Annotated in this window: 14 protein-coding genes; 6 read left to right on the top strand and 8 right to left on the bottom strand. The window is 72.9% G+C overall.

The annotated features are described in order from the left end of the window. Positions 1-14: 14 nt before the first annotated feature. Positions 15-1145 carry a cation diffusion facilitator family transporter gene (locus tag JNO44_RS32415; protein WP_420882765.1) on the top strand — a complete coding sequence of 377 codons (1131 nt, stop codon included), beginning with the start codon at positions 15-17 and terminating at the stop codon, positions 1143-1145. Here JNO44_RS32415 and JNO44_RS32410 read toward each other — a convergent pair. From JNO44_RS32410 to JNO44_RS32400, 3 genes are all read right to left on the bottom strand, one after another. Beyond that, the gene (locus tag JNO44_RS32410) at positions 1103-2119 is read right to left on the bottom strand and encodes a sodium:calcium antiporter (RefSeq protein WP_205367414.1); all 1017 of its coding nucleotides are present in this window, start codon (positions 2117-2119) and stop codon (positions 1103-1105) included. The genes JNO44_RS32415 and JNO44_RS32410 overlap by 43 nt on opposite strands. 279 nt (positions 2120-2398) lie before the next feature. Further along, positions 2399-3832: a cysteine desulfurase gene (locus tag JNO44_RS32405; protein ID WP_205367412.1), complete on the bottom strand. Its 1434-nt coding sequence runs from the start codon at positions 3830-3832 to the stop codon at positions 2399-2401. Next, entirely contained in the window at positions 3819-5201 is a 1383-nt protein-coding gene (locus JNO44_RS32400; protein ID WP_205367410.1) for a family 2B encapsulin nanocompartment shell protein, read from the bottom strand. Before JNO44_RS32400 ends, JNO44_RS32405 begins: the two co-directional genes overlap by 14 nt. A gap of 441 nt (positions 5202-5642) precedes the next feature. Here JNO44_RS32400 and JNO44_RS32395 point away from each other — a divergent pair, with 441 nt between their 5' ends. Both JNO44_RS32395 and JNO44_RS32390 read left to right on the top strand, forming a co-directional pair. Continuing rightward, positions 5643-8453 carry a SpoIIE family protein phosphatase gene (locus JNO44_RS32395; protein WP_205367408.1) on the top strand — a complete coding sequence of 937 codons (2811 nt, stop codon included), beginning with the start codon at positions 5643-5645 and terminating at the stop codon, positions 8451-8453. 104 nt (positions 8454-8557) lie between these two features. After that, complete coding sequence (locus tag JNO44_RS32390) at positions 8558-9016, top strand: hypothetical protein (RefSeq protein ID WP_052286686.1); 459 nt, start codon at positions 8558-8560, stop codon at positions 9014-9016. 38 nt (positions 9017-9054) lie between these two features. Here JNO44_RS32390 and JNO44_RS32385 read toward each other — a convergent pair whose 3' ends face one another. Further along, positions 9055-9549, bottom strand: a complete 495-nt coding sequence (locus tag JNO44_RS32385; RefSeq protein WP_235094722.1) for a DUF4118 domain-containing protein — start codon at positions 9547-9549, stop codon at positions 9055-9057. A gap of 510 nt (positions 9550-10059) precedes the next feature. On the opposite strand from JNO44_RS32385, the gene JNO44_RS32380 reads away from it, so the two are divergent. Then, a complete protein-coding gene (locus JNO44_RS32380) occupies positions 10060-12033 on the top strand; it encodes an APC family permease (protein WP_205367406.1) in 1974 nt (657 codons plus the stop codon). A gap of 35 nt (positions 12034-12068) precedes the next feature. Here the strand turns inward: JNO44_RS32380 and JNO44_RS32375 are convergent, their stop codons facing one another. Then, positions 12069-12290 carry a hypothetical protein gene (locus tag JNO44_RS32375; protein WP_205367404.1) on the bottom strand — a complete coding sequence of 74 codons (222 nt, stop codon included), beginning with the start codon at positions 12288-12290 and terminating at the stop codon, positions 12069-12071. A gap of 483 nt (positions 12291-12773) precedes the next feature. On the opposite strand from JNO44_RS32375, the gene JNO44_RS32370 reads away from it, so the two are divergent. Next, positions 12774-13424, top strand: a complete 651-nt coding sequence (locus tag JNO44_RS32370; RefSeq protein WP_235094721.1) for a TetR/AcrR family transcriptional regulator — start codon at positions 12774-12776, stop codon at positions 13422-13424. Positions 13425-13469: 45 nt separating this feature from the next. Here JNO44_RS32370 and JNO44_RS32365 read toward each other — a convergent pair whose 3' ends face one another. Both JNO44_RS32365 and JNO44_RS32360 read right to left on the bottom strand, forming a co-directional pair. Further along, positions 13470-14690: an acyltransferase family protein gene (locus JNO44_RS32365; protein ID WP_240167749.1), complete on the bottom strand. Its 1221-nt coding sequence runs from the start codon at positions 14688-14690 to the stop codon at positions 13470-13472. Beyond that, on the bottom strand, positions 14687-17053 hold the full coding sequence (locus tag JNO44_RS32360) for a glycosyltransferase (protein ID WP_205367399.1): 2367 nt from the start codon (positions 17051-17053) through the stop codon (positions 14687-14689). The genes JNO44_RS32365 and JNO44_RS32360 overlap by 4 nt, the downstream gene beginning before the upstream one ends. A gap of 868 nt (positions 17054-17921) precedes the next feature. Between JNO44_RS32360 and JNO44_RS32355 the strand changes: the two genes are divergently transcribed. Further along, positions 17922-18557 (top strand): transcriptional regulator, encoded by a 636-nt coding sequence (locus tag JNO44_RS32355; RefSeq protein ID WP_205370917.1) that lies wholly within the window; start codon positions 17922-17924, stop codon positions 18555-18557. Positions 18558-18642: 85 nt separating this feature from the next. Here JNO44_RS32355 and JNO44_RS32350 read toward each other — a convergent pair whose 3' ends face one another. After that, positions 18643-20100: a nucleobase:cation symporter-2 family protein gene (locus JNO44_RS32350; RefSeq protein WP_205367397.1), complete on the bottom strand. Its 1458-nt coding sequence runs from the start codon at positions 20098-20100 to the stop codon at positions 18643-18645. Positions 20101-20127: the final 27 nt, after the last annotated feature.

The following is a 20127-nucleotide window of genomic DNA, read 5'->3' as shown; positions in this document are numbered from 1 at the left end:
CTGTGGACGCGCACATGTCGGTCTCCGACCCCCACCCCCACCACCACGGCCCCGAGCACCACACCCGTCCCGCCCCGGCCGGCCGCTCCCGCGCGGCCCGACTGCGGCACCGGCTCGCACACGCCCTCACCCCCCACAGCCACGAGGCCCGGGACAAGGTCGATCCCGCGCTGGAGAGCTCCCGCGAGGGCATGCGCACGCTCTGGCTCTCGCTCGCGGTCCTCGGCCTGACCACCATGGTCCAGGCCGCCGTCTTCGCGCTGTCCGGCTCGGTGGCGCTGCTCGGCGACACCCTGCACAACGCCGCCGACGCGCTGACCGCGGTCCCGCTCGGCATCGCCTTCGTCCTCGGCCGGCGGGCCGCCAACCGCCGCTACACCTACGGCTACGGCCGGGCCGAGGACCTGGCCGGCGTGGTCATCGTGCTCACCATCGCGGCGTCCGCGGTGCCCGCGCTCTACGCGGCCGTCGACCGGCTGGTGCACCCGCGGGACGTGACGCACCTGTGGGCGGTCGCGGCCGCCGCGCTGGCCGGCTTCCTCGGCAACGAGTGGGTGGCCCGCTACCGCATCCGCACCGGCCGCCGGATCGGCTCCGCCGCCCTGGTAGCGGACGGGCTGCACGCCCGCACCGACGGCTTCACGTCGCTGGCCGTGCTGCTGGGCGCGGGCGGCGCCGCGCTGGGCTGGCGCGCCGCCGACCCGGTCGTCGGTCTACTGATCACCGCCGCGATCCTGCTGGTCCTCAAGGACGCCGCCCGGGAGGTGTTCCGGCGGCTGATGGACTCGGTGGACCCGGCCCTGGTGGCGGCCGCCGAGGCGGCGCTGCGCGGGGTGCCCGGCGTCCGCGGGGTGGGCGCGCTGCGGATGCGGTGGATCGGCCACACGCTGCGGGCCGAGGCGGACATCGTCCTCGATCCGCGGCTGACCGTGGCCCACGGCCACCGGATCGCGGTGGCCGCCGAGCACGCGCTGATCCACAGTGTGCCGCGACTGACGGCGGCCACCGTCCACCTGGACCACACCCCGGAGGACGGCGCGGCGGACCCGCACGCGGCCCTGGCCCACCACGCCCCCGTTCGCCCGACGCCCGGTCCCGGCGCTCACGCCAGGATCGGGATCAACCCCAGCCCGAAGACCACGTAGAAGCCGGCCGCCACCGCCAGCCGGCCGGCGGTCAGCTTGTGCGCGCGCATGGTCAGCAGGAGGTAGCCGATCGCCGCCATGGTGATCACGCCGGACCACAGCAGGGCGCTGTCGAAGTGCCAGCTGGTGAAGAGCAGGCCCAGGCCGCTGGGGACGGTGGCCTGGATCATCATGGCGCCGGAGATGTTGGCCAGCGCCAGCTTGGTCTTGCCCTGGCGCACCCAGATCACCGCGTTCATGATCTCCGGCAGCTCGGTGGCGATCGGGGAGAGCAGCAGCGCGGTGACCGAGGCGGAGAGTCCGAGCATCGGGCCGATGGCGTCCAGCTGGTGGACGAAGAGCTGCGAGGCGAAGAAGATCACCACCAGGGTGACCAGGGTCTGGGCAACGACCGCCCAGGTCGCCGGGGACGCGGCCCTGGGCTGGAACTTCAGCGGCTCCAGCTCGACGCCCTCGTCGTCCTCCTCGTGGTCGCCGCGGATCTCGCGCCAGAAGTAGACCGCGTACACCGCGAAGAAGGCCAGGCCGAGCACCGGCTTGAAGGCGAAGGCGACCAGGCCGAGCGCGACCTTGACGACGAAGACCGGCAGGAACCACGTCTGGTCCTTGGCCAGCCGCCGCATGTCCCGCTCCGTGCCGAGGGGCGCGTCGGCCGGGGCCGCGGCGCGCCGCTTGCGCCGCTGGAGCAGCAGCATCGCGCCGGTCACGCCGTACGCCACGGTGGCCAGGGCCAGCGGGCCGCCCATCGCGGCGCCGACGCCGATGTTCTTGGCCTCCGGGGTGGCGCCGGTGGTCACCGCGACCAGGGTCACCACGGACTCCGGGAGGGCGGTGCCGAAGGCGGCGAGGATGGTGCCCACCGCCATCCGGCCCACGTTGAGCCGCTCCCCCAGCCATTCCACGGCGTTGACGAACCACTCGCAGGAGAGATAGATCGCCACCGCACACGCGATGAGCAGGACAAAATGCAACACGCTGATCGTCAGCCTTTCCGCTCCGGCGGGCTTCGAGGGCGACCGGCGTGGGAGCGGCGGCACGACTTCGACCCCGCCGACGCGTGAATGATTCGTCGACAAAGGGCCGAAGGTCTCGCCCGCCCGCACAAGTGGCTGCGTGGGCCCGGCCACCGGGAGCCGACTGTGGCTCCAGTGTGTCGATGACCGGTTCGCGGGGCTACTCCCCTTCGCAGCCCCCCACCCTACACACCACGGGCGCGGACCGACGTCAGCGGGACATCGGGGTCGTCGGCGGTCTCAGCCGGACTGCTGGAGCCGCTGGAGCGAGGCGACCAGCTGATCCACCTCCTCGCGGGTGTTGTAGAGGGCGAGCGAGGCACGGGCGGCGCTCTTCAGGCCGTAGTGGGCCAGGGCCGGCTGGGCGCAGTGGTGGCCGGCCCGGACGGCGATCCCGTCGCGGTCCAGCCAGTCGGCGATCCGGCCGGGGTCGTGGCCCGCCATGGTGAAGGTCAGCACCGCGATCCGGTCGGCGGCGGAGCCGATCAGGCCCAGCCCGGGGACCGCGGCCAGGGCCTGCTGGGCGTAGGCCAGCAGCTCGGTCTCGTACGCCGCGACGGCGGGCCGGTCGAAGCCGGTCAGCCAGTTGATCGCGGCGAGCAGTCCGACGACGCCGGCGATGTGCCCGGTGCCGGCCTCCAGGAGGTGCGGGACCGGCGCGTAGCTGGTGCGGTCGAAGGAGACGGACTCGATCATGTTGCCGCCGCCCTGCCACGGCGCCATCGTCTGCAGGATCTCCGGCTTGGCGTACAGGGCGCCGATGCCCGTGGGGGCGAACAGCTTGTGGCCGGAGAAGACGTAGAAGTCGGCGTCGAGGTCCGCCACGTCGACCGGGAAGTGGGCCACCGCCTGGGCGCCGTCCACCAGGACCTTGGCCCGGTAGCGGTGAGCCAGCGCGGTCATCTCCTTGACCGGCGGGACGGTGCCGAGGACGTTCGACGCCTGGCTGAGGGCGACCAGCCGGGTCCGCATGGAGAGCCGGTCGGCGTAGGCGTCGAGGTCGATCTGGCCGTCCGGCCGCAGCGGGACGGGGACCACCCGGGCCCGGGTCTCCTTGGCGACCAGCTGCCAGGGGACGATGTTGGAGTGGTGCTCCAGCACCGGTACGAGGATGTCGTCACCGGGGCCGAGGTTGGCCCGCCCCCAGCTCTGGGCGACGAGGTTGATCGCCTCGGTGGTGCCGCGGGCGAAGACGATCTCGTCCGGCGAGCCCGCGCCCAGGAACCGGGCGACCGCGGCCCGGCCCGCCTCGTACGCCTCGGTGGCCTCGCGGGCCATGGTGTGCGCACCGCGGTGGATGTTGGAGTTGCCCGCCCCGTAGAAGCCGGACACCGCCTCGATGACCTGGCGGGGCTTGTGCGTGGTGGCGCCGTTGTCGAGCCAGACCAGGGGTTTGCCGTTGACGGTCCGGTGCAGGATCGGCACGTCGCGGCGCGCCAATTCCGGTGTGAACGAGGGCTGTTGGGAGAACTGACGGTCCGTCGGGGCGGTGCCGGGCCAGGTGGCGCCGGCGGGCTCGGGGGCGGGGGCCGGGGCGCCGGTGGTCGCACCGGTGGTCGCGCCGGCGGCGGTCGTGGGAGGCGCGGTGGTGCCGGCGGCCGGCGCCGCGCCGGTGGGGACTCCCGTCGTGTCCGGCCCGGTCAGCGGGAACCCCAGGAGATCAGGCGTAGTCATGGTAGCGGGACACCTCGACGTTCTGGAGGACGGCGAGGGCGTCCTCGACGAGGACCGCGGCGTTGAAGTACGCGGTCATCAGGTACGAGGTGATGCCCTTCTTGTCGACGCCCATGTTCCGCATGGCCAGCCCGGGTTCGATCTCGTCGGCCACCTTCGCCGGGCGCAGGCCGACCACGCCCTGCTCGGCCTCGCCGACCCGCATCAGCAGGATCTCGGTGGTGCCGGTGTCCGCCCCGCCGGAGAAGCGCACCTTGTCGGAGGGGAGCAGCGGGACGCCGCGCCAGGTCAGCAGCGGGCTGCCGAAGCTGGTGTCGATGACCGGGGGCACACCCCGCCGGGTACATTCCCGGCCGAACGCGGCGATGGCCCGCGGGTGCGCGAGGAAGTAGCCGGGCTGCTTCCAGACCCGGGTGAGCAGTTCGTCGAGGTCGTCGGGGGTGGGGGCGCCATAGCGGGCCTGGACGCGCTGGCCGGGGGCGATGTTGCTGAAGAGGCCGTGCTCGGGGTGGTTGAGGAGCACATCCTCCTGCCGCTCGCGGAGCGCGTGCGCGGTGAGGTTGGCCTGAGTGCGGACCTGATCCATGGTGCCGCTGTAGAGGTCGGAGACCCGGGTGTGGACGCGCAGCACGGTCTGGGCGAGGTTCATGTGGTACTCGCGGGGCGCGTCCTCGTAGTCGACGAAGGTCGCCGGCAGGTCGGGCTCGCCGACGTGCCCGGAGCTGAGGTCGACCGGCACCTCGCTGCCCGGCAGCACACCGTCCGCCGCGAGGTACGCGTCCATCGCGGCGCGCAGCGCCGGGTCGCGGTCGCCGAGCCGGGCCAGGGCGGCGCGGTCGAGGCTGAGCGCGGTGCCGGGGGTGAGCGCGGTGACCCGGTACGGCGTCGGCGCGGAGCGGGTCCAGGTGTCGAGGTCGAAGAACTGGCCGTCGCCGATCACGTCGAGGAGCGCGTCCTCGCCGTAGCGGCCGCGCGCCCGCTTCTCGGCCCGCCCCTGCACGATGACGAGCAGACGGTCCGTCACCTCACCGTCTTCCGCGAGGACTTGACCGGTGTCGAAGGTCACCTGCGCGAAGGCGCCGGCGAGTTCGGTGAGCAGCGCGTCGTCGGCTTCGCGCAGGTACGGCAGTTCACGAAGGTCACCGGGGATGACGCGGTGGGTGTCGCCGTCCTGGTAGGTGCTGAGGCGGTCGTCGCCGAGGACATAGGTGCGGCGTCGGTTGACGCGGAAGACGCCGGATTCGACGTCCACCCACGGCAGGGCGCGCAGCAGGTAGCGCGGGGTGATGCCGCGCATCTGGGGGGTGGTCTTGGTCGTGGTCGCGAGTTGCCGTGCCGCATCCGGGGCGAGCGTCATCCGGTCGTTCACTGGGGCCTCCCTACGGGACCGAGGCATGCCGACCGACCGGCGCACGGCCGGTGACACGCGGGACATCGGGATGGTCTGGGCGGGAACATCCGGCCCGCAATGGCCCGTTGGCGGCCCTCCGGCCGGAAACGCTCGCTACCCGAAACCTGGAATTCCGGATATACGTGCGACTACCTTGCGTCGTAGCGCCGCTACGCCGCGTGGAACGCCCCTCGGGCAGGCGGCCCATGGGGCCCGAACGCCCCGCGCCGGCGCTCGCCCTCCCCTGACAACCGACCAAATTTGCCCTCATGAAGGCACTTTGTCATTCCAAAAGGAACGCTTATGACCCCGCTCAGCTGATCGCTATACAGGGGCGCACAATGCTAAATATGGCGCGTGATGGAAAATTTCGGGCGAAAGCAATATTCCAGGCGTGATATCGGGCGCCGCCTTCGCTCGGTGCTGAGCGTGCACAGCGTCGCGGGCCAGGTCCTCGCGTTGCAGCTCGCCCTCGTCGTACTGCTGGTCGTGGCAGCCGGGGTGGCGCTCGCCCTCCAGGCCCAGCAGGCGAGCCTCCAGGAGGCCGAACAGCGGTCGTCGGTCGCCGCGGCGGCCTTCGCACACGCCCCGGGGACCGCCGCCGCGATGCAGTCCGCCGACCCCACCGCGCGGCTCCAGCCCCGGGCCGAGGACGCCCGCAGGGAAGCCGGCCTCGACTACCTCGTCGCGTTCAGCCCGTCCGGCGTCCGCTGGACCCACCCCAACCCGCAGCTGATCGGCAAACACGTCCCCGACGACTACGGCCCGGCGCTCGCCGGCCGCACCGTCACCTCCACCTCCTCCTCGGCCCTCGGGCGCGCCGTGGACACCACGGTGCCCGTCAAGAACGCCGACGGCCGGCTCGTCGGCCTGGTCGCGGCCGGCATCAAGGTGCAGCGGACCAACGAGTGGGCGCTGCAACGGCTCCCGCTGCTGATCGGCAGCGCGGCCGGCGCGCTCGTCGTCGGGGTCGGCGGGGTGGCCCTGGTGGGCCGCCGGCTGCGGCGCCAGACGCACGGCCTGGACCCGGCCGAGATGGCCCGGATGTACGACCACCACGACGCCGTCCTGCACGCCGTCCGCGAAGGCGTGCTCATCGTCGGCGGCGACGGACGGCTGGTGCTCGCCAACGACGAGGCCCGCCGGTTGCTGGACCTGCCCGACGACGCCGAGCACCACCGGGTCACCGAGCTGGGACTGGAACCGGGCATGGCCTCCCTGCTGGCCTCCGGCCGGGCGGCCACCGACGAGGTGCACCCCGCCGGCGAGCGGCTGCTCGCGGTGAACATCCGCCCCACCGCCCCCTACGGCGGCCTCCCGGGCACCGCCGTCACCCTCCGGGACACCACCGAACTCCGGGCGCTGACCGGCAAGGCCGAGGTCGCCCAGCGGCGCCTGAAGCTGCTCTACGACGCGGGGATGCGGATCGGCAGCACGTTGGACGTGTCCCGCACCGCGGAGGAGCTGGCCGCGGTCGCCGTGCCCCGGTTCGCCGACGTGGTCTCCGTCGAGCTGCTGGAGCCGGTGCTGCGCGGCGAGGAGCCGACCGGGGGGCACGCCCCGATGCGACGGCTGGCGGTCCGCGGCGTGCCGGAGGACTCGGCGGTCTACCGCGTCGGCGAGCAGATCCGCTTCGCGCCCGGCAGCCCGATCACCGCGGGGATCGCCGACGGCCGCCCGGTCGTCGTCCCCGACCTGCGCGCCGAACACGAGTGGCGGGCCCAGGACCCGGTCGACACCCAGCGGATCCTGGACAACGGCATCCGCTCGCTGATCGCGGTGCCGCTGCGGGCCCGCGGCGTGGTGCTGGGCCTGGCCAACTTCTGGCGGGCCGCCACCTCCGAGGTGTTCGGCGAGGAGGACCTGTCCTTCGCCGAGGAGTTGGCCGCGCGGGCCGCGGTCTCCATCGACAACGCCCGCCGCTACACCCGCGAGCACGCCACCACCATCACCCTCCAGCGCAGCCTCCTGCCGCGGGCGCTGCCCGAGCAGTCGGCGCTGGAGGTGGCACACCGCTACCGGCCCGCGCAGGCCGGTGTCGGCGGCGACTGGTTCGACCTCATCCCGCTGCCCGGCGCCCGGGTCGCCCTGATCGTCGGCGACGTCGTCGGGCACGGCCTGCACGCCGCCGCCACCATGGGCCGGCTGCGCACCGCCGTCCTCAACTTCTCCACCCTGGACCTGCCGCCCGACGAACTCCTGGGGCACCTGGACGAACTCGTCAGCCACATCGACACGGACGAGGCCCGCACCGGCGGGGCGGGGGCGGGCGAGGACGGTGACGGACCCGCGGTCGGGACCACGGCTGACGCGGCGTCGGAAACGGCCCCCGACGCCGCACCGGCCACCGACGCCTCGCTAGTGGGCAACAGCGGTGCCGGCGTCACCGGCGCCACCTGCCTCTACGTCATCTACGACCCGGTCGACGGACGCGTCACCCTGGCCCGGGCGGGCCACCCGGGCCCGGCCCTGGTCCTCCCCGACGGAACGGTGTCCTTCCCCGAGGTGCCGGTCTCCCCGCCGCTCGGACTGGGCGGCGGCATGCCCGTGGAGACCCTCGAACTGCCCCTGCCCGAGGGCTCCCGGCTGGTCCTCTACACCGACGGGCTCATCGAGGGCCGCGACCGTGACATCGACACCGGCCTGGAGCTGCTGCACAGCACCCTCGCCGGCGCGCCGGACAGCTCGCCGGAGGAGACCTGCACCACCGTCCTGACCGCCATGTTGCCCGAGCAACCCGGCGACGACATCGCCCTGCTGGTGGCCCGCACCAAGCTGCTGGACCGGGACCGGATCGCCGAATGGGAGGTCCCCTCGGACCCGGCGGCCGTCGGCCCCGTCCGCTCCGCCTGCATGCGCACCCTGGAGACCTGGGGGCTGGCCGACATCGGCTTCACCACCGAGCTGATCCTCAGCGAACTGATCACCAACGCCATCCGCTACGGCGCCCAGCCCATCCGCGTCCGCCTCCTCCACGACCGCGCCCTGGTCTGCGAGGTCTCCGACGGCACCAGCGCCTCCCCGCACCTGCGGCGGGCCACCACCACCGACGAGGGCGGGCGCGGACTGTTCCTCGTCGCCCAGTTCGCCCAGCGCTGGGGGACCCGCTACACCCCCGGCGGCAAGGTCATCTGGACCGAGCAGACCCTCGACGGGATGCGGCCGCCGGGCGGCCCCGAGGACGGCGGCGTCGACCGCCTCCTCGACCAGTGGGACGAGGCGGCCCCGTGAGCAGCGGACCGTGCCGGACGGGGCCCCGGACGGCACCGGATGCAGCCCCACCCGCCGCTCGCTAACCTCGGTCGAAGGGCCGGAACCCGACCTCTGGAGGCCCCATGACGCAGCTGCCCGAACCGCGCGACATCGCCCCTCGACTGGCCACCGGCGCGTTCATCCTGAACTCCGGGCTGACACTGTGGCGGGCGGACGAGGAGACCGCGGCCTCCGTGCACGGCACGGCGACCACGGCGTACCCGTTCCTGTCGGCACTGCCCGCGGAACAGTTCACGCGGCTGCTGGCGGCCGCGGAGATCGCCGTCGGCGGCGCACTGCTCGCCCCGTTCGTCCCGACCCGGCTGGCGGGCGTCGCCCTGACCGGCTTCGCCGGTGGCCTGGTCGGCCTCTACCTGCGCCTGCCCGGCATGCGCCGACCCGGCAGCCTGCGCCCCACGCAGAGCGGCCTGCCGCTCGCCAAGGACGTCTGGATGCTGGGCATCGGCATCGGCTTCCTCGGCGCCCGGCGCCGCGCCGACGGCCGCCGGTGCCCCTGCCCCGGCTTCCTGAGGGGCCGCTGACCGGCCGGCCGGCGCGTCACGGCGGGCCGGCCCGGACGTCACACCGCGCCGCCGCGCCGGATCCGCACGGCCCGTACCGCCGCCGCACACCCCGCCCCGACCAGCCCCGCCCCCGCGAGGACCCACAGGCTCAGCCGGTCGGTCTGCTGCCAGCCCAGTTCCGCGCGCTGCTGCACCACGAAACCGTCGAAGAACAGCCAGGAGACGAGGATCACGGCCGGGACCAGGCGGGGCCGGGCCGCCGCCGCGACGGCGACGGTCAGCAGCGCGAACGCGACGAGCGAGAACGCCAGGTGGGCGGCCTCGCCGGTCACCAGCAGGACGGTCACCGCGACCGCGGTCACCGCGGCGCCGACCGGCAGCGCGAGGTCACGGCCGAGCTCGTCGGCGGGCGGCGGCGCGGCGACCGCCCGACCGCCCGCCGTCCCGCGCCCGGCCCGCCGTCCCGCGGCCCGCCCCGGGCGCGAGGTCGGCGCCGGGAAGCGCGGGGTGGGCGGCGGGTGGGCGGGGACGGGGTGGTGAAGGGTCGCCATGGGAGCACCTCCTGGGGCCGGGGCCTGTGTGCCAGGGTGCGCGGGCCGGCGGGACCGGGACCGATTCGGCGGGGAACTTAACGCGGTACGTACGGGGGGCCGGGGGATTATGACGCGGCCCTGACGCGGCGGATATGGACACCGGATGCCCCCGGACGCGCCCCGGGCACCGAGGGGCACCGGCACGTGTTGCATACTCGCTCCTCGTTGCCCCGGGCTCCCGGGGGACAACTCGTGGGCGAAAGCGACAAAAGGCGGCAGGAAGAGCGAGTTGGACATAATCGGCCCTTATCGGAGCAGGCCGCCGATGCGCCGGACCGGGCGTCCTCGGGGTGGCCCTCAGCGCGCCTCCTGCGTCGCCTCGGCCCACGCCACGCCCTGCCCGCAGCACGCCTCGGCCCGTACGACGACCGCACGGCCGGACACCCCCCGACACACCCATCAACCCCCCACCCGCCCGGCCTCCGTGACGGCCGGCGGGACGAACGACGATCGGCAGGACGTGGCCGTATGACCAGTACCCAGGTGGACCCCACTCCGCCGCCCACCGCCCCCGCACCACCGAGGTGGCGGTCCTGGCTGCTGGACGGCCTGAGCGAGCAGAGCGCCCGCCACCCCGGGCCGCACGGCACCCCGCCCGCCGAGCACAAGGGCCACTCCTGGTGGCGGGTGATGTGCCTGACCGGCGTCGACTACTTCTCGACGCTGGGCTACCAGCCGGGCATCGCGGCGCTGGCCGCCGGACTGCTGTCGCCGTTCGCCACGCTCGTGCTGATCGCACTGACGCTGCTGGGCGCGCTGCCCGTCTACCGGCGGGTCGCCAAGGAGAGCCCGCAGGGCGAGGGTTCGATCGCGATGCTGGAGCGGCTGCTGCCCTGGTGGGCGGGGAAGCTGCTGGTGCTGGTGCTGCTGGGGTTCGCCGCCACCGACTTCGTCATCACGATGACGCTGTCGGCGGCGGACGCCTCGGCGCACGTGGTGGAGAATCCTTTCGCCCCGGCCGCACTGCACGGCGCCAACCTCTGGATCACGCTGCTGCTGCTCGCCGCCCTGGGCGCCGTCTTCCTCAAGGGCTTCCGGGAGGCGATCGGGATAGCCGTGGCGCTGGTCGGCGTCTACCTGGTGCTCAACGTGGTCGTGCTGGCCACGTCGACCTGGCAGGTGCTGTCCCACCCGGTCGCGGTCGGCAACTGGTGGGGCGCGATGACCGCGCAGCACTCCTCGCCGCTGGCGATCGTCGGCGTCGCGCTGCTGGTCTTCCCGAAGTTGGCACTCGGCATGTCCGGCTTCGAGACCGGCGTGGCGGTGATGCCGCAGGTGCGCGGCGACGCCGGTGACGACCCGGTCAAGCCGGCCGGCCGGATCCGGGACACCCGCCGGCTGCTGACCACCGCGGCACTGATCATGAGCGTTTTCCTGCTGCTGTCCAGTCTGGCGACCACCATCCTGATCCCGCAGAAGGAGTTCGCGCCCGGCGGTTCGGCCAACGGGCGGGCGCTGGCGTATCTGGCGCACGAGCACCTGGGCGAGGCGTTCGGCACGGTCTACGACATCTCGACCATCGCGATCCTGTGGTTCGCCGGTGCGTCGGCGATGGCGGGGCTGCTCAACCTCGTGCCGCGCTACCTCCCCCGCTACGGCATGGCGCCGGAGTGGACCCGGGCGGTGCGCCCGCTGGTGCTGATCTTCATGGCCATCGCGTTCGGGATCACCATCGTCTTCGACGCCAGCGTCGACGACCAGAGCGGTGCCTACGCGACCGGCGTGCTGGTGCTGATGCTCTCCGCCTCGTTCGCCTCGACCGTCGCGGCCCGGCACCGCGGGCACCGTGGCGCCACCATCGGATTCGGCGCGATCACCCTGGTCTTCGGCTACACGCTGGTCACCAACGTCATCGAGCGGCCGGACGGCCTGAAGATCGCGCTGCTGTTCATCCTCGGCATCCTGCTGACGTCGTTCGCCTCGCGGGTGCACCGCGCCTTCGAACTGCGCGCCGCGGACGTGGTGTTCGACGAGACCGCCGAGCGGCTGATCGACGAGGCGCTGGTCGCCGGACCGCTGCGGGTGATCGCCAACGAACCCGACGAGCGGAACGCGGCGGACTACCGGGAGAAGGAGTACAGCCAGCGCGAGGAGACCCACATCCCCGACCGCGGGCCGGTGCTCTTCCTGGAGGTGCTCGTCGAGGACTCCTCGGACTTCACCGCGGAACTGCACGTGCACGGGGTGGAGGAGCACGGCGCGCGAATCCTGCGGGTGCAGGGCGCGGGCGTGCCCAACACCATCGCGGCGGTGCTGATGCAGCTCCGCGAACGGACCGGCCAGGTGCCGCACATCTACTTCAACTGGACCGAGGGCCATCCGTTCAGTCACCTGCTGCGCTTCCTGGTGTTCGGTGACGGAGAGGTCGCGCCGGTCGCCCGCGAGGTGCTGCGCCGGGCGGAGCCGGACCTGCGGCGGCGCCCGCGGGTCCACGTGGGCTGACCCGCCCGCTCCCCCACCCCTCCTCGGCCGCCGGATCACTTCCGGCGGCCGAGTGCTTTGGCGCGGGTGTGCGACCAGCCGGCGAGCACGACGCCGACGGCGACGACGCAGAGATAGGCGGTCAGCAGGACCGGGAACCCGCCGCCGACCCATCCGAGCAGGCCGGTGTTGTCGTGGTCGATCAGCAGGCGGAAGGCGCCCTGGGCGGCGGTGACCACCAGGCCCATGGCGATGATCTGCAAGACGTCGTACTTCATGGCGCTCCTCGAAGCGTGCGGTGATGACGTGCCCTCGGTCTCCCGGCGCCGCAACGCGACGCCCCGGCCGGCCCGCGGCGCACCACGGCAGCAACCGTCGAGGCGCGAGGCGGGTCGGGCAACGGGGAGAACGCGAGTGGGCCCGGATGCGGCCCGGGGTGTGAACCGAGAGGTGGACCGGGACGTCGGGGCGGAACGCCGGAGCCTGACCGGCCTCGGCCGTGCCCTCCAGCCCACCGGGCGCCGCCCCGTGACGTTACGAACGTATCAGCGCCATGGGTGCCGTATTAGGCTTCAGCACTGCCGAATTCGCTTTTCGTCACAGTATTTGCGAGGTGCCGAATGGACTTGGGCCGTGCGAAAAACGATCCGTCGTGCCGGATGTGCGGAGCGCCGCTGACCCCCGCCGGGCGCGGACGGCCGGCGCTCTACTGCTCGCGCAGCTGCCAGGCACGGGCCTACCGGCGCCGGAAGCATCCGCCGGTGCCGCCGCCGACAGGGGCGCCGCGCCCGGCGGCGGGCCCGGCCGGGGAGGCGGCGGGCAAGCGGCGGCGGATCATCGAGGCGGTGTGGCGGATCGCGGCGGAGCGCGGGCTGCACGCCGCCAGCATCCGGGAGGTGGCGGCCGAGGCCGGGGTGTCGGTGCGGGCGGTGCAGTACCACTTCGCGGACAAGCACCGGCTGTTGGTGGACGCGCTGCGGCTGCTGCACGACGAGAACGAGCGGATCGCCCGGTCCCGGATCCGCTTCGACCCGGCGGATCCGCGGGGGCTGCTGCGGGACGTGCTGGACGAGTTCCTGCCGGTGGACGCCCAACGGGCCGCGGCGCTACGGGTGTTCGCGGCGTACTACGCGCGCAGCCTGACCGATCCGGCACTGGCCGCGGTGTTCCTGCCCGACGAGCATCCGCTGGAGGAGATGGTCGCGGCGATCCTCGCGGCGGCGCGGGACGCAGGGCGGGCCGCGCCGGGCTTGGACGTCCGCCTGGAGGCCGATCTGCTGGTGTCCGCGGCGGTGGGGCTGGGCGGCGATGTGCTGCACGGCCGGCGGTCGCTGGCACACGCGCGACGGGCGCTGGCCTACCGGCTGGGGGCGATCTTCGGCGACGGGCCCGGCGGGGCGGCCGAGCGGTGACGGGGGCCGCCGTCGGGCGACCCCCGTCACCGGTGTTCGGCACGGTCAGCGGAGGGCGGGTTCCGGGTAGAAGTCCCGGGGGCGCCCTTGGGCGTCCTTGAGGCGGCCGAGCAGGCTCGCCGGGTATTCGACGAGCCAGTAGCTGGCCGCGGCCACCGCGACGGCGGCGAGGAAGACGATCAGCAGGGCCCAGGGGAAGCCGGACGGGCCCCCGGGCAACAGTCCGGCGTTGTGCAGCAGGAGCATGACCGGCTCGTGCCAGATGAAGAGGCTGTAGCTGATCAGGCCCAGCGGGGTGAGCCAACGCGCCGTCAGGAAGCGGTTCCAGAAGGTGCGTCGGCGGATGTGGAGGGTGCTGAAGAGCAGCAGCACCCACAGGGCGGAGGCGATCGGGTGGTAGTAGGTGAAGGTGAAGCCCTCCGCGTCGGACTGGAGCGAGAGGCAGAAGAGGCCGGCCAGCGCGAGGGCGGTCAGGAGCAGCGCGGCGCCCGGGGAGAGGCGGGCCCGGTCGCCGAGCGCGGCCAGGACCACGGCCAGCAGCATGCCGGCCGCGAAGCCGCCGAAGCGGGCCTGCGGGCCGAAGTAGGCGACCCAGTCGGTGTGCGGGATGCCGAGGGCGTAGTGCGCGACGGTGATCCAGGCCAGCGGTGCGGCGAAGAGGAACAGGCAGCCGGCGGCGCAGACCGCGACCCGGTCGGCCCGGCGGCGCAGTCGGCGGCAGGCGCGGACGGCGAGCGGACCGAGGCCGACGAGGACGAAGTAGAAGAGCACCTCCAGGGAGAGCGACCAGGTGGGGCCGAGGGTGTAGAAGATCCGGTCCTGGTCGAAGACGTGGGTGAACGTGAGGTGTTCGAACAGGTCCTGCCAGTCGCCGGGGAGGGTGGGGTTGCGGGTGGCCCAGACGACCAGGACGGCCAGGACGTACAGCGGCAGGATGCGGATCGCGCGACGGAAGAGGAAGGCGCGGGCCGGGCGGGTGGAGCCGCCGTCGAGGGCGGCGCGGGCGTAGGAGAGGGTGAGCAGGAACGCCGACAGGACGAAGAAGAGGTCGATGACTTCGAGGGAGAGCACCGCGTCGAGGACGGGGTTGGCCACCGGCGGGTGGGTGCCGTGCGCGTCGTAGGCGGTGTACTGCTGCCAGACGTGGAAGGCGACGGTGCTGAGCGCGGCGAGGCCGCGGAAGCCGTCGATGTCCCCGGCGCGGCGGCGGCGCGGGGGGCCTTCGGGGGTCCGCGGCGGGGCGGGTGGCGCGGCGGTGGCGCTCATCGGCGGGCCACCGCCCTCGTCGCCTGGGCGCGCGGGGTGACCCGCCACTGCCGGTCGCCGAGGGCCTCCTTGAGGTGGGCCTGCCGGGCGACCATGTTCTTGAAGTGGCTGTAGAAGACGGTCGACACCAGGAGGTAGGACCAGAACCAGCGGCGGCGGGCGCGGAGTTCGGGGACGGCCAGGCGCCAGGCGAAGAGGGCCTGGACGGGTCCGGCGGCGAGGGTGAGGAGCAGGGCGAGCACACAGACCGGTACGCCCCAGTCGAGGTGCTGGGGGCCGCCGACCTTCCAGGTGGCGTAGAGCAGGATCGGCAGGATCTGCAGGGTCAGCCAGGGCTGTATCTCGCGCCAGCCCAACAGGACCAGCAGGCCGAACTTCTGACGTACCGTCAATACCGGTGAACGCAGGCCGCGCCAGAGGTGCTTGAGGGAGACCTGGAGCCAGCCCTGGGCCCAGCGGGAGCGCTGGTTCCACAGCGCGGTGAGGGTGGTGGGCGCCAGTTCGCGGGAGATCAGGGTGCGGTCGACGGCGATGCGGGCGCCCGCGGTCAGGGAGCGCATGGTGGAGTCGATGTCCTCGGTGAGCATGGAGCCGTGCATCCGGGTGCGGGCGAGGAGGTCGGTGCGCCAGAAGCCGTTGGAACCGCCGAAGACGCCGAAGCCGTGGAGCCGGGTGCGGCCGGGGTGGCTGACGGCGTAGATCGCCTCGAACTCGACGGCGACGAGCCGGGCGATCCGGGAGCTGTCGCCGTTGCGGATGACGCAGTGGCCCTGGACGACGTCGTAGCCGTGCGAGAGCCAGTGCCAGGCGTCGCGGAAGGCGTGCGGGGCGGGGTGGTGGTCGGCGTCGAAGATGCCGACGAACTCGCCGCGGACGCGGGTGACGGCGGCGTTGACGTTCTGGGCCTTGGAGGTGCTGCCGGCGACGGGGAGGAGGACGAGGCGGGGGTCGCGGGCGGCGATCTCGCGGAGGGTGTCCTCGACGGGCAGCGGGTGCGGGGTGTTGTAGGCGAGGACGATCTCCAGACCGCCCGGGTAGTCCTGGCGCAGGAACGATTCGACGGTGTCGACGATGGTGGCGGCCTCGTTCGGGAGGTACGCGGCGATCACGGCACTGGCCGGCGGGTAGGCGGCGCCGGGGCGTTGCGGTCGGGTCGGCGCGTCCAGCGCGTAGAGGCATTCCAGGACGATCAGCAGCGCGGAGAGCACCAGGCCGGCGACGACCGCCCAGTACATGCCCGAGCCGAGGTCCCAACCGGCCAGATAGGTCTGCCGGTAGAGGGCGAACGGCACCCCGATGCCCAGCAGCAGCGCCAGGACCGGGGAGAGCGCCAAGAGCGCGGGGCGGATCACGGCGCGCAGCGGCGGCCGGCGGTGGCGATGGGGGGTGCCGCGCATCCAGGGGGCGTAGCGGACCGGGCGGAGGTCGCGGTGGCGCAGGGACTCGCGGGTCGCGTCGCGGGCCCGGTCCACGACGTCGGCGGCATCGGTGCACTCGGCGAGCGGGAGCCAGCCGACGGCGGGGGTGAGGCGGACGTTCTCGTCGGCGACGACGAAGCGGGTACCGGCGGCGGCGGTGGCGAAGGCGTGCAGGGCGCGCACGGCGGTCTCCTCGCCAACGCCGGGGAGCAGCATCAGCAGGTGGCCGTCGTCGTCCCGGCCGAGCCGGTCGCAGGCCCCGCCCAGTCTTTCGGCGACGCCGGCGAGCCGTTCGGCGACCTCGCGGCGGATCCGGGGGCCGAGTCGCTCTTCCAGGGCGGCGAGTTCGGCGACGGCGACGACGGCGAGCACGCCGCCGTGCCGGGCGCCTTCGGGGCGCTTGAGTTCGCGGTCGAGTTCGTCGAGGAAGTGCGGCCGGGAGTAGAGGCCGGTGCGCGGGTCGCGGAGCAGGTGCTCGACGGGGACCGGGATCCGGCGGAGCTTGGCCTCGATCCGGGCGGAGAGCTCGTCGGGGTCGGATGCCTCGGGTATGCAGTCGTCGGCGCCCTGGCGGAGCAGGTCGGCGGCGCCGGTCGGGCCGGGGGCGCCGGTGACCATGAGGAGCGGCAGGGCCCGTCCGGCGGGGACGGTGCGGACCTCGCGGATGACGTCGGCTCCGGCGTGCCCGGTGCCGGGTTCGTGCAGGGCGACGACGGCGTCCGGGGGCGCCTGGCGGACGCGGGGGCCGGCCTCGCCGGGTGGGGCGTGGGTGACGTCGTGACCGGTGGTGCGCAGGGTGTGGGTGAGGCGTTCCAGGCGTGGCCCTGGGGTGCCGATGACGAGGACCTGGCCGGCCGGGTGGGCACCGGGTGCGGTGGGGTGGTCCGTTCCGCCGAGGAGGGCCGTGGGTGAGCCCTGGGGGTGTGCCGGGTGCGAAGTGAGCACCGGGGATTGTCCTTTCTGGCTACGGGGCACACGGAGGCCGGCGACGGGGGTCCCTGGACAACGGCCTGTCGGCGGTCCTTGCGGGGACGGGACCCGGCGGCCGGGCGCGGGCAGGCCGGCGCAACCGCCGTGGTACGGCGGCGGGTCGGGCATGCCGTCGGGCCGGCTCGTGGGGTGCCGGCGGCTCCGTGACGCGCGCGATGCGGGGACGGTGACGATCAGGCGGGCGTCGGGCGGCGCTCAGTTGGTGAGGGTCGCCGACAGCGCGCCGACTGTCAGAGACATGACAGCGCGAAGTGGCGCGCCGGGGTGCGTCTTCTCTCGGCGGAACGGACGGCGGCGCGGCGGCGCGCGGCCCCAACGGGCGCGAGCGGCATGACAAGCGGCAGGCACCGGACCGCGCGGGGGCGGTCAAGCGTGTATCGCATAGGGAGGGTCCCATCCTGATCGGATTGTGGGGGGAGGACCGGATGTCAGGTGTACACCGACCGGCGCTGCTGGGCAAGGCCCATCGGCACCCGCCAGCCTCTGCGATCACTGTGACACCACACCTTCATCCACGTAACGCCTTGATTACGTCCCGCCTTCGTGATGACCCCAACTGCCGCTACTGCCCGGTAGATACCGGTGCATCGGCTATACCCGGAACGCGAGTTCTGAGCTGGAGGTTCGTACCTCTCGCCGATCTGTTAATCTGCCCGCCCCTGGATGTTCCTCCATGTCCGCCCCCTTCCTCTCCCCCCAGCACCCCCCTGCTCACCGGGTGCAGCGAGGTGTCGCGTACGTGAACAGCGTTCCGTTCTCTCCCGCTCAGGCCCGATCCGCACGGGCCCGGGTCGGCCTGACCACAAGTCAGGTCGCCCAGTCCATGACGGCGTGCGGCTCGCCCGTGCGCCCCGAGGTGATCGAGGCATGGGAGTACGGCTCCCTGCTGCCCACCGAGGCGCAACTCTTCGCCCTGGCCGATGTGTTGTGGTGCCCGCCGGTCGTGCTGATGGGGGTGGAGCCGCGGACGCTGGCCGAGCACCGGATGGCCCGGCAGCTGAGCGCGGAACGGCTGGCGCAGCTGGTCGGCATGGCGCCGGAGGAGTACCGCGCGGCGGAGGGGGCCAACCAGTGGCACGGCGACTACCGGCAGACCAAGGCACTGGTGGACGCGCTGGGGCTGTCGCTGCGCAAGCTGATCGGGGTGATGGGGCGGGTCGAGGAGCTGGCCGGGCACCTGCGCGCGGCACTTGAGGGCCGCTGGAAGTCGCACGTCGCACCGATCACCGAGATCACCTCGCTGAACCGGACGCGGGTGGGCGATGCGCTGCGCACCATGCACGCGGAGTTCGCGGACTTCTCCGAGCGGTACATGGGGCACGTGGTGGCACGGAGCGCCGACGCCCGGCTCAAAGCGATCGCGGCCGAGCGGTCGGCGTATCTGCGACGACTGGTCGACCACTTCTGGGAGTTGATCGGGGAGGCGGGCGAGGCGCCGCCGTTCCACTCCGTGCACTAGGGCGCTTCTGACGGATCTCCGCGGCGTCCGGCGTGGGCCGGGGGCGGGACGGCGCGTCGGGCGCGTCCCGCCGTCCGGCCGGGTGTCAGTACGCGCCCTGGGCGTGCGACGGGGGGCCGGCCGGCGCCGACTCGTCCGGCCCCGGCTCGTCGTCCTCGGCGAACTCGTCCCAGTCGATCTCCAGCGACCTGCGGCGGGTGAAGACGTTGAAGACGAGGTTCAGCACGATCGCGGTCAGACCGCCCAGGGTGATGCCGCTGTCGAGCACCGCCCGGACCCCCTGCGGCATCCGCTCGAAGAACGGCGCGACCGCGGTGGGCAGGAACGCGACGCCCAGACTGACCGCGAGAATCAGGGCGTTGCGCTCCTCGCGGAGGTCCACCTTGCCCAGGATCTGGATGCCGACCGCGGCGACCATGCCGAACATGGAGAGCGCCGCGCCGCCGAGCACCGGGTGCGGGATCGCGGCGACCACCGAGCCGGCCTTGGGCACCAGTCCCAGCACGACCATGAAGCCACCGGCCGCGACGACCACGAACCGGCTCATCACCCGCGACATCCGCACCAGGCCGATGTTCTCGGCGAACGCCACGTAGGGGAAGGAGTTGAAGATGCCGCCGAGGACGGTGGCGACGCCGTCGGCGCGCAGCGCCCGGGCGACGGTGTCGTTGCCGACCGGCTTGCCGGTGATCTCGCCGATGGCGTAGACGTCACCGGTGGTCTCCACCATCGTGATCAGCATGACGACGATCATCGCGATGATCGGGAACGGCTCGAATTTGGGCATTCCATAATGGAACGGGGTGCTGACACCGAACCAGGCCGTCTGTCCCACACCGCTGAAATCGACATCACCGAGCAGCCAGGCGACGGCCGTTCCGCCGACCAGGCCGAGCAGTACCGCGACGCTGCTCAGCAGCGGCTTTCCGATCCGCACGATCGCGAGAATGAACAGCAGCGTGCCCAGGGCGTATCCGAGGTTCTTCAGGTCGCCGAATTCGGGCTTGCCCACCAACTGGGCGCCGCCGGCCGCGTCCTGGAGCGCCTGCGGGATGAGGGTCAGCCCGATGATGGTGAGGATCGTGCCGATGACGATCGGCGGGAAATACTTCACCAACTTGCTGAAGAACGGGGCGAAAAGGAAAGTGGCGATACCCGCGGTGATCACCGCGCCGTAGACCACCAGCAGTCCGGCGGTGCCGCCGCCCGCACCCAGCCCGATGGCGATCATCGGGGAGACCGCGGTGAAGGTGACGCCCTGGACGAGAGGCAGTCTGGCACCTATCTTCCATACGCCAAACGCCTGGATGATGGAGGCGATTCCGCAGGTCAGCAGGTCCGCGTTGATGAGGTAGACGAGTTCCTGACGGGACAGCCCGAGGGCGTTCCCGAGCAGGATCGGGACGATGACCGCGGCCGCGTAGAAGGCGAGGACGTGCTGGAAGCCGTAGAGGGCGAGTTTGCCGAACGGCAGCACCTCGTCGACGGGATGGGCCCGCTGCCGGGGAAACTGCCGAGGGGATTGTCGCGCGAGTCGTGCCATCTCTGCCTTGCCTTCATGAGGTAGGTG

The organism is Streptomyces noursei (assembly GCF_016917755.1).
GTDB classification, from domain to species: Bacteria; Actinomycetota; Actinomycetes; order Streptomycetales; family Streptomycetaceae; genus Streptomyces; species Streptomyces yunnanensis.
This window is presented reverse-complemented; position numbering and strand designations above follow the sequence as displayed.

Coding starts and splice junctions, on each gene's coding strand:
- JNO44_RS32415 (WP_420882765.1), top strand. CDS start 15: ATGTCGGTCTCCGACCCCCACCCCCACCACCACGGCCCCGAGCACCAC.
- JNO44_RS32405 (WP_205367412.1), bottom strand. CDS start 3,832: ATGACTACGCCTGATCTCCTGGGGTTCCCGCTGACCGGGCCGGACACG.
- JNO44_RS32390 (WP_052286686.1), top strand. CDS start 8,558: ATGACGCAGCTGCCCGAACCGCGCGACATCGCCCCTCGACTGGCCACC.
- JNO44_RS32385 (WP_235094722.1), bottom strand. CDS start 9,549: ATGGCGACCCTTCACCACCCCGTCCCCGCCCACCCGCCGCCCACCCCG.
- JNO44_RS32380 (WP_205367406.1), top strand. CDS start 10,060: ATGACCAGTACCCAGGTGGACCCCACTCCGCCGCCCACCGCCCCCGCA.
- JNO44_RS32375 (WP_205367404.1), bottom strand. CDS start 12,290: ATGAAGTACGACGTCTTGCAGATCATCGCCATGGGCCTGGTGGTCACC.
- JNO44_RS32365 (WP_240167749.1), bottom strand. CDS start 14,690: ATGAGCGCCACCGCCGCGCCACCCGCCCCGCCGCGGACCCCCGAAGGC.
- JNO44_RS32355 (WP_205370917.1), top strand. CDS start 17,922: ATGACGGCGTGCGGCTCGCCCGTGCGCCCCGAGGTGATCGAGGCATGG.
- JNO44_RS32350 (WP_205367397.1), bottom strand. CDS start 20,100: ATGGCACGACTCGCGCGACAATCCCCTCGGCAGTTTCCCCGGCAGCGG.